Consider the following 8628-nt stretch of genomic DNA (forward strand, 5'->3'; position numbering starts at 1 on the left):
CTTTCTGTAAAGGAAGTTTATCGTGGCCGCCATCCACCGAACGCTCGCCGTCCTGCTGCTGCTCGTCGCCGGCCTGGCCGTCGCACCCGCACCCGCACAGGCGGCGACCACCGTCTGTGCCCAGTACTGCGACACCCGCGACCCGTCCCAGGCTCGCCAGGAGACCTTCCCGGTCGGCACGCTGCTCATCAACAACCGCCGGATCGTGCTGCACCTGTCCGACCTCGACGGCATGGCGTGGGGCTCGATCGACGCCGGCACCGAGGGCGAGTCGGTCTGGCTCGACCGCACCTTCGACGGCGGCGCGACCTGGGACGGCCTGCTCGGCAAGGCGTCCATCCCGGCCACGTGGACCGGCACCCGGACCCTCATGTACAACCTCGCCGACCCGTCGCACCACCGCCGCGGCATGATCCGCGCCTGCGGCGACGCGCACGGCGTGGCCTGCACCGGCTGGGTGCACGCGTCCGTCTGCAACGCGACCTGCGACAACGCGAGCGGCGGAACCGACGCCGACCCGGTCCGCTCGGTGACGCTGAGCGGCCGGACCATCGCGCTGCACATCGACGCGGCCGGCATGGCCTGGGGCGCGATCACGAACAACCGGGCCGGCGACGAGGTGTGGCTGGACCGCTCCTTCGACGCCGGAGCCAGCTGGCCGGGTGGCTCGTCATTGGGTCGTACCACCAGTGGCCGCACGAACCGCTTCAACGTCACCGACCTCACCTCGCTGCTCTACGGCGGGGCGATCCGCGCCTGCGGCCGGGCGGTCGAGGGCCAGAACGGCGCGTGCACGGCCTGGGCCCGCCCGTCCTCGGCTCGCCTGCGGGCCGCGGCCGACGCCCTCATGTACTCCTACGACCCGTACCCCGCCTGGTACCCGTCCAGCTGGTGGAACTCGGCGGTCGCGCTCAGCACGGTCATCCAGTACATCCGCCGCACCGGCGACCAGACCTACACGTGGGCGGTGAAGCGCACCTTCGACGTCAACCGGGTCGCCTTCCCGGCCGGCGCCCGCTCCAGCGACCCGGTCGACGGCCACTTCATCAGCCGCTCGATCGACGACACCGCCTGGTGGGGCCTGACCTGGGTCGACGCCTACGACCTGACGCACGACCAGGCGTACCTGAACGAGGCCGTGACGATCGCCAACTACGTCGCCGGCTTCTGGGACACCTCGACGTGCGGCGGCGGCGTGTGGTGGGACCGCGAGCGGACCTACAAGAACGCGGTCACGATCGGGCTGTACCTGCGCCTGACCGCGGCCCTGCACAACCGCATCGCCGGAGACGCCGCCTGGCTCAACAAGGCGACGACCGGCTGGGCCTGGTTCCAGAACAGCGGAATGATCAACAGCTCGAACCTGGTCAACGACGGCCTGACGTCGGCCTGCGCCAACAACGGCCAGACGGTGTGGACCTACAACCAGGGCCTGGCCATCGGCGCCGCGATGGAGCTCTACCGGGCCACGGGCAACACGGCCTACCAGGACGCGGCGCGCCGCCTGGGCACCGCCGCACTCGGTTCCGGCCTGGTGCGCAACGGCATCCTGACCGAGTCCTGCGACCCCGGTCAGTCCTGCGACGACAACCAGAAACAATTCAAGGGCGTGTTCATGCGGTACCTCGCCGAAGCCGGCCAGTTCCAGACCTTCGCCGACACCCAGGCCAACAGCCTGTGGTCGACCCGAGACTCCCTGAACCGCATCGGCAGCCGCTGGGCCGCGCCCCCGTCGCCGCCGGACTGGCGCACCCAGGCGAGCGCCCTGTCGGCCCTGCTGGTGGCCTCGTGAGCGCGCGTCACGCCCGGCACGTCGGCATCCTGCTCCAGCTGCGGTCGCGCCCGTGGGTCTCGGCGGCGGCGCTGTCCTGCCGCTTCGGCGTGGACGTGCGCACCATCTACCTCGACATCGACCTGCTGACCGCGGCGGGCCTGCCGATCGAGGCGGTGCCGGGCCGTGCGGGGGCGTATCGGCTGGCGGCGCACGCGGTGCTGCCGAACGTCGAGGAGCCGCTGGGCGACGCGCCGGAGCCGCTGGACCACTACCTGCGCGGGACTCGCAGCCGTGAGCAGCTGCGGCAGCTGGGGCAGCGCGCGTACGCCCGCCAGCAGCGGTTGCTCCTGCACCGCCTGGCGGGTTGAGTGTCAATTAGGTGAACGAGTTGAACCGGAGGTTAACGAGACAATGACAGCACCCTCATGAAAGGTGCTGTCATGTCGATCGACCGCGACTCCCGTAAGCCCAAGGCCGCCTGGTCCACGCGCCGTACCGAGAACGGGCGGGCTGAGCTCGTCATGCGCTGGGAGATGCCCAAGCGCCGGCCCGACTGAGCCTTGTCCTTGGTTTGGGCGCCAGTGCGGAGTCTTTGGTTTGGGCGTCAGTGCGGAGTCTTTGGTTTGGGCGTCAGTGCGGAGTCTTTGGATTGGGCGCCAGTGCGGACCATCCACGCGGCCGGGGCCGGATGCCGACCCCGGCCGCGCGCACGTTCCAGCATGGACCGACGGAGTGATCCGGGCGCTTCGCGGCGTTGAGAGAGTCATGACGTTCGACGAGTTCGTGCACGCGCGGCTGCCCGCGTTGCTGCGCTTCGCCGCCGTGCTGGCCGGCGACCGCGAGCTGGCGCAGGACGTGGTGCAGGACGCGCTGGTCATCGCCCACGGCCGCTGGTCGCGCATCGACGGGATGGCGCGGCCCGAGCTCTATGTGAAGAAGATCGTCACCAGCCAGTACCTTTCCTGGCGCCGCCGCGTCGTGCGGCGGGCGGAACTGTGGCAGCGGCGCGGCCCCGACGTGCTGACCGTGCCCGACCACGCCGAGCACGCGGCCACGCGCGCCGCGGTGCTGGCCCGCCTCGCGGCTCTGCCGCACCGCCAGCGTGCCGTGCTCGTCCTGCGCTACTACGAGGGCCTCGGCGAGACGGAGACCGCGGAGGTCCTCGGCTGCGCGCCGGGCACCGTCCGTTCCGCCCACGCGCGGGCCCTCGCCGCGCTGCGCTTGGACACCGCTGACCTGGAGGCGATGCGTTGAACGCGCACCCGCTCGCCGTGCCGGGCGCCGTCTGTTTCGTCCCCTCACGGGCCCTCGCCGTGCTGGGCGTTGTCCGTTTCGCCGAGGCCCGGGCGCTCGCCGTGCTGCGCTTGGGCACCGCTGACCTGGAGGCGATGCGTTGAACGCGCACCCGCTCACCGACGCCCTCCTCGACGAGGAGCGGCACCTCCCCGACCCCGCGGCGGTCATGGCCGGCGTCCGCGTCGGCATCCGCCGCCGTCGCCGTCGCCGGCTGGTGTCCGCCGGGCTCGCGGCCGTGGCCGCGGTCGCCCTGTTTCTGGTCGTACCGCGTGCGGAAGCGCCGGTCGCCGACCCTCCAACCGCGACAGTCCACATCAGACTGGCCTGGCTGCCCGACGCGGTCCCGGCCGACGCCGCCTACTCGGCGGGAAGCGCCGGCGAGTCCGTCACCTACGGCAACCTCGTCGGCGGCCCGTTCCTGCAGGCGACCCTCGACCAGCTCACGGGAGCCGACGAGACGAAGTGGACGGAGACGACCGTCAACGGCGCCCCGGCCCGGTACACGGCGGATGACCGCGTCGCCGCAGTGAGCTGGACCCTGCCGTCGGGCCGCACCGCCCGCCTGACGTACGGCGGTGCCATGAATCCCCTACCCCCGCAGGATCTCCAGCGCGACGCCCTGCGCGCCGCGGCCGGCCTGCGCGACGACGGCACTTTGGTCCTGCGCGCCGCGGTCGTCCCCACCTACATTCCCGAGCACTACTATGCGGCGGGCGTCGACAGCAGCGGCGGCATCTACCTGACCGGCCAAGGCGGCCGGATTCCGGACTTCGTGGTCGCACTGTCCATGCCGGTCCCCGCCCGCAGCCCGGCCGTCCTGCCGAGCGAGCACTCGCCGATGCGGGTCCGCGACATCCAGGGACTTCCGGCGTACATCACGGTCGGCCCGACCCTGTCCGTCCACGGATTCCACGGCCGCAACGTGACGATTATCGGCGACGGCGATCCGCGCCCGTCGGAGGAGGAGCTCATCCGGATCGCCGAGGGCCTGCGCTGGGCCGGCCCATAAGCCTGGCCTGCGCTGAGCCGGCTTGTGGGTCCCGCCCGCGCTGAGCCGGCTTGTGGGTCCCGCCTGCGCTGGGCTGGCCCATGAGCCTGGCGTCCGCTGCGTCGGCTTGTGGGTCCCGCCCGCGCTGGGCCGGCTTGTGAGTCTGGCCTGCGCTGGGCCGGCTTGTGGGTCCCGCCTGCGCTGGGCTGGCCCATGAGCCTGGCGTCCGCTGGGCCGGCTTGTGGGTCCCGCCCGCGCTGGGCCGGCTTGTGAGTCCGGCCAGCATCGAGTTACCGGATTAGCGGCGTCGGTAATCCAATAATTCGGTAATCCGATAATTCAGCCGAGCCGCGGCGCCCTGCCCGGGCGTCAGCCCGGCTCGGCGGCGCCTGCCCAGGTGATTCAGCCCGAGCTGCGGCGCCTGTTCGGGTGATTCAGTCCGGGTCGGCGGTGTCTGTCCAGGTAATTCAGCCCGGCCAGTGGCGGCTGCCCAGGGCGATCAGGCGTAGCTGGCGGTCGGCCATGTCGATTGTGTCGGACGCGGCGGCCTCGTCGCCAGGGGGCAGCTCCAGCAGGGCGGCGGCGGTCTGCACCACGTGGTCGACGATCAGCGTGGCCAGCATCCGCACGTCCTGCGCCTCCCAGCGCTCCAGCGCCGTGACGTGCGGGAGACGGCGGGTCAGCAGGTCCGTGGCCAGCTCCGCGGCCGATAGGTCGAGCTGCTCGCGGATCGCGCGGCGAACGGGGGCGACCCCACCGTGCCGCTCCCGCGCGATGAACCGGAAGTGCTCCCGGCGCTCGTGCAGCTGGGCGACGAGCACGGACAGCGATCGGCTGATGACGGCGTCACTGTCGGCGATGCCGTCCCGGACCGCGCGTACCGCCGTGCGCAGGCCACCCAGGCACTGCTCGACCAGCGCCACGCCCAGGCTCGCGACGTCGGGGAAGTGTCGGTAGAAGGCGGTAGGCACGATGCCGACCTCGCGGGTGAGCTCGCGCAGGCCGAGGCTGTCCAGGCTGCGGTCCTCGAGCAGCCGCAGAGCGGTGTCGAGTAATGCCTGACGGGTGTGGGCCTTCTGTTCGACGCGGGTATGGGGCACGTCACTCAGTAAACACCTGTGCACCGAATCGACGTGCACCTAGGCTCGCAACTGAGTGAACAACTGTCCACTGAAATGGAGTGACCGATGGCTTTGCTCATTGCCGCGGTGCTCGTCGCGCTGCTCGTCGTCGGACCGGCCGCGCTCACCGGGCACCCGCTGCTCCTGCTGGTCGGCGTCGCGCTCGCGGGCGCCGTACTCTTGGTCGCCCGGCGGTGGCCGCTCCGCCGGCTGCGTGACCGATGAAGGGACTGGCCGTGACCGAGCAGAGCGCGACGGCGCCGGAGGTGAAGCGACGCCGGCCGGATGACCGGATCGTGGCCTCGCTGGTACTCGGTGTAGCCGGCCTGTTCTTCTTCAATGTCGTGTTCGGGCCGTTCGCGGTGGTGCTCGGGCTGTGGGCGCTGCGCCGGCCGTCGAACGGGCGCGCCGGCCGCGGGTTCGCCGCGCTCGGGGTCGTCCTGGGCCTCGCCGACCTGGTGGTGCTGGCCGTGCTCGTCGCCGCCCGGGCGCGAACCGGAGACCTGCTACACGTCCCGGCGTGACCGATGCCGTGTGACGCTACGTCCCAGCGTGACCGATGCCGTGTGACGCTACGTCCCAGCGTGACCGATGCCGTGTGACGCTACACGTCCCGGCGTGGCCGGTTCCCTGTGACGCTCCGTGCGGAGACATGTGCATCGCGGCGTCGGCGCAAAGATGCGTGCGGATGAACGAGCGGCTTCACTGTCGGTGGTGCGGCGAATACGCGCGGATCGCCCGGTGCGAGCGTGAGGAACGGGTGCACCCCGGGGCATGCGTCAAGATGAGCGGGTCGGCATGCGTCAAGATGAGCGGGTCCCGGCCTGAGCACGTCAAGATGCGCTCCCGGGTGACGGCGCTCCTGGTCAGTCTCGGGTCTGGGGCTGGCGGCGTGCGGCGGGAACTCCGCGCTTTGGGTGCCGACGGCGTCTGCGTGTTGGTGCGAGCGGAAGAAACCCGCTGCACGCCCCCGTCGCGGAGCGTGAAACTCCGGGGCGTGCGGCGGGAAACCTTGCCGTCAGAACTCAGCAGGCCGCGTCCGCGCCGGCCACGTTGACCGCCGTCCAGGCGCGCTGCACGGCCTTGTACTCGGCTCCGCACTGACCGTAGAGGTCCGAGGCCGCCGCGAGCGTGTACGCGCGAGCGGTGTTGCCGGGGTTGGCGTCGTTGACGTACGAGGTGCTCGACGTGAAGTACACGTCCAGTGCCCGGTACCAGATCGCGGCCGCCTTCTCGCGGCCGATGCCCGTCACCGGGCCGGCGTTGCCGCAGACGGGGCTGGTGCCGTACTTCGTCTTGCCCGTGCCCTCGGCCAGATCGAAGAAGAAGTGGTTGGCCACGCCCGAGGAGTAGTGCACGTCCACGTCCTTCGTGGTCGCCGACCAGCAGCCGTGGGAGTAGCCGTCTCGTGGCGGATCGTACATGTACCGCAGCGGCGTCCCGTTGCCGTTGAGATCGATGCTCTCCGCGATGTCGTAGTCACCGGGGTCGGCCGGGTTGTTGGCGTAGAACTCGACCATCGTGCCGAAGATGTCGCTCGTGGCCTCGTTGAGCCCGCCGGACTCGCCGGCGTAGGTGAGGTCGTTCGGCACGCTGTGCTGGGTGACCCCGTGCGTCATCTCGTGGGCGGCGACGTCGAGCTCGACGATCGGGTGCGCGTTGTCCCGGCCGTCGCCGTAGTTCATCTGCTTGCCGTCCCAGTACGCGTTCTCCAGGCCGTCGCCCACGTGCACGCGGGACACGACCCCGCGGCCGTTGTTCGCCACGCCCTTACGCCCGAAGGACTTCAGGTAGTAGTCGTACGTGACCTGAGCGCCATAGGCGACGTCGACCGCGGCGCTCTGCGGGTCGTCGGCCTTGCCGTCACCCCACGTGTTGTCGGCGTCGCTGATCTGGGTGCACGGCCCGCTCTCCTGGTGTTTCATGTCGCACACTGAGGCGCGCCCGCGGGTCGTGTCGATCATCCGGTACTGGTTGCCGAACTTCTGCGTCTCGAGACTCACCTGCCCGCTGTAGAGGCTGTGCCCGGTCCCCGCGATCGTCTCGATCTCGTCCCACTGCCCGATCACGGCCCCGGAGTGCGCGTCCGTGAGCACGTGCAGCCGTGACGGGGTGCGGCCGTCCTTGGCCGTACCGACGACAAGGCTCTCCCAGGCGAGCCGCCCGGCGCCGGTGGAGGCCTCGACGAGCAGCTTCTGACCCTGCAGCTGGGCGATCTTGCCGGTGAACCGCTCCCGGGCCTTCGCGGCGGCGTCCGCGGCCGAGACCTTCGGCGCGGTGTCGACCTTGAGCGGCGCGAGGATCCCGTTGGAGCTGCCCTTGTACTGTCCGTCGGCCCCGAGATGCACGATGACGTCTCCGCCGTACACCGGAAGCCCATGGTAAGTGCGCGTGTACCGAACGTGCTTGGTTCCGTCGGTGTCGGGCCGGAACGCGAAGTAGCCGAAGGTGTCCTCGGGTGCGGCCTTCACATCGGCCAGGTGGGTGTCGAGGGCCTTGCGTACCGGGGCGGCCGCGGGCGGCTCGGCTTCCGGGGTCGCCGAAGCGTCCACCTCGACGGTGTCCGATTCGGCGCTCGGGGAGCCTTCCGCCGCGACGTTCACGGACTTGGGTGCGTCGTTACAGCCGGCAAGGACGACCGCCGAGGCGGTGAGTGTTATCAGTAATCGACGAGCAGTTGACATGTGGGTATTCCTACTTGCTGGAAGCCGATCAAGTCGGTCGCGCGTCGGACGCTGGCACAAAGCCGCTAGTTAATCCGAGCAACCCCTCCGAAACTCCCGAGGCGCGGCCGCAAAGAGCGTGCGTGAGGCACACGTGCGAAAGATGGCGTGGGGCACTGCGAACAAGGACGCGAGGGGCCGTGAGGGGCTGGGCATGAGGGCGGAAGGGGCCGCTGACAAGGGCGGAAGGAGCCGCGAACGGGGGCGTCAGGGCCGCGATCGAGGGCGGAGGAGCCGCGAACGGGGGCGTCAGGGCCGCTGACAAGGACGGAAGGAGCCGCGAACGGGGGCGTCAGGGCCGCGATCGAGGGCGGGATGGGCCGTGAAGGAGGGCATGAGGGGCAGGGAAGGAGAGTCCAGGTGTACGCGCGAATCGCGCGCGTCGCGGAAAGCGCGAAGCAGCGCACGGACGAGAACGGACGGGAACGCCAGAGCATGGCGAAGGCCGGCCACCAGTGGTGACCGGCCTTGAGCCAGGGGTAGCCGTCGTCGTGCTTAGTTGGCCGCGACGCCGAACTGGCCGCCACCGGCGTGGAACTCGGTGCCGTCGACGAACGACTTGCCGAAGCTCTGCTCGAGCTGGTCGAGCTCGTTGAAGTTGGCCTGGTGGGCGTTCTCGCTGCCCTCGGCCGCGAAGACGTGGTCGTCCGAGGTCGCGTCGTGCGAGTAGTTCGTGTAGTCGTCCGACTCGTAGTGCACGGCCGCCGGCGCGTCGTACTCGACGTG

Annotated in this window: 9 protein-coding genes; 6 read left to right on the forward strand and 3 right to left on the reverse strand. The window is 70.6% G+C overall.

Translation table 11 applies throughout. The annotated features are described in order from the left end of the window. The first annotated feature begins 22 nt into the window (after positions 1-22). From ABT369_RS49540 to ABT369_RS49555, 4 genes are all read left to right on the forward strand, one after another. On the forward strand, positions 23-1792 hold the full coding sequence (locus tag ABT369_RS49540) for a glycoside hydrolase family 76 protein (protein ID WP_350624182.1): 1770 nt from the start codon (positions 23-25) through the stop codon (positions 1790-1792). Further along, a complete protein-coding gene (locus tag ABT369_RS49545; protein WP_350624184.1) occupies positions 1789-2142 on the forward strand; it encodes a helix-turn-helix transcriptional regulator in 354 nt (117 codons plus the stop codon). The genes ABT369_RS49540 and ABT369_RS49545 overlap by 4 nt, the downstream gene beginning before the upstream one ends. 397 nt (positions 2143-2539) lie before the next feature. After that, on the forward strand, positions 2540-3028 hold the full coding sequence (locus ABT369_RS49550) for a SigE family RNA polymerase sigma factor (protein ID WP_350624186.1): 489 nt from the start codon (positions 2540-2542) through the stop codon (positions 3026-3028). A 139-nt stretch (positions 3029-3167) separates the two neighbouring features. Beyond that, complete coding sequence (locus tag ABT369_RS49555) at positions 3168-4079, forward strand: hypothetical protein (protein ID WP_350624188.1); 912 nt, start codon at positions 3168-3170, stop codon at positions 4077-4079. A gap of 446 nt (positions 4080-4525) precedes the next feature. Here ABT369_RS49555 and ABT369_RS49560 read toward each other — a convergent pair whose 3' ends face one another. Continuing rightward, positions 4526-5158: a TetR family transcriptional regulator gene (locus ABT369_RS49560; RefSeq protein WP_350624190.1), complete on the reverse strand. Its 633-nt coding sequence runs from the start codon at positions 5156-5158 to the stop codon at positions 4526-4528. Between the two features lie 87 nt (positions 5159-5245). Between ABT369_RS49560 and ABT369_RS49565 the strand changes: the two genes are divergently transcribed. Beyond that, on the forward strand, positions 5246-5404 hold the full coding sequence (locus ABT369_RS49565; protein ID WP_350624192.1) for a hypothetical protein: 159 nt from the start codon (positions 5246-5248) through the stop codon (positions 5402-5404). 11 nt (positions 5405-5415) lie between these two features. Further along, entirely contained in the window at positions 5416-5703 is a 288-nt protein-coding gene (locus tag ABT369_RS49570; protein ID WP_350624194.1) for a DUF4190 domain-containing protein, read from the forward strand. A gap of 501 nt (positions 5704-6204) precedes the next feature. Here the strand turns inward: ABT369_RS49570 and ABT369_RS49575 are convergent. After that, positions 6205-7782 (reverse strand): M4 family metallopeptidase, encoded by a 1578-nt coding sequence (locus tag ABT369_RS49575; protein WP_350624196.1) that lies wholly within the window; start codon positions 7780-7782, stop codon positions 6205-6207. A 615-nt stretch (positions 7783-8397) separates the two neighbouring features. Further along, the coding region (locus ABT369_RS49580; RefSeq protein ID WP_350624198.1) for a hypothetical protein at positions 8398-8628 on the reverse strand (231 nt) is incomplete at its 5' end.

The sequence above is a fragment of the Dactylosporangium sp. NPDC000244 genome, from assembly GCF_040300725.1.
GTDB lineage: Bacteria > Actinomycetota > Actinomycetes > Mycobacteriales > Micromonosporaceae > Dactylosporangium.

What these genes read in the sequence shown, in the direction of transcription:
- ABT369_RS49565 (WP_350624192.1), top strand. Translation starts at nt 5,246, where the DNA reads ATGGCTTTGCTCATTGCCGCGGTGCTCGTCGCGCTGCTCGTCGTCGGA.
- ABT369_RS49550 (WP_350624186.1), top strand. Translation starts at nt 2,540, where the DNA reads ATGACGTTCGACGAGTTCGTGCACGCGCGGCTGCCCGCGTTGCTGCGC.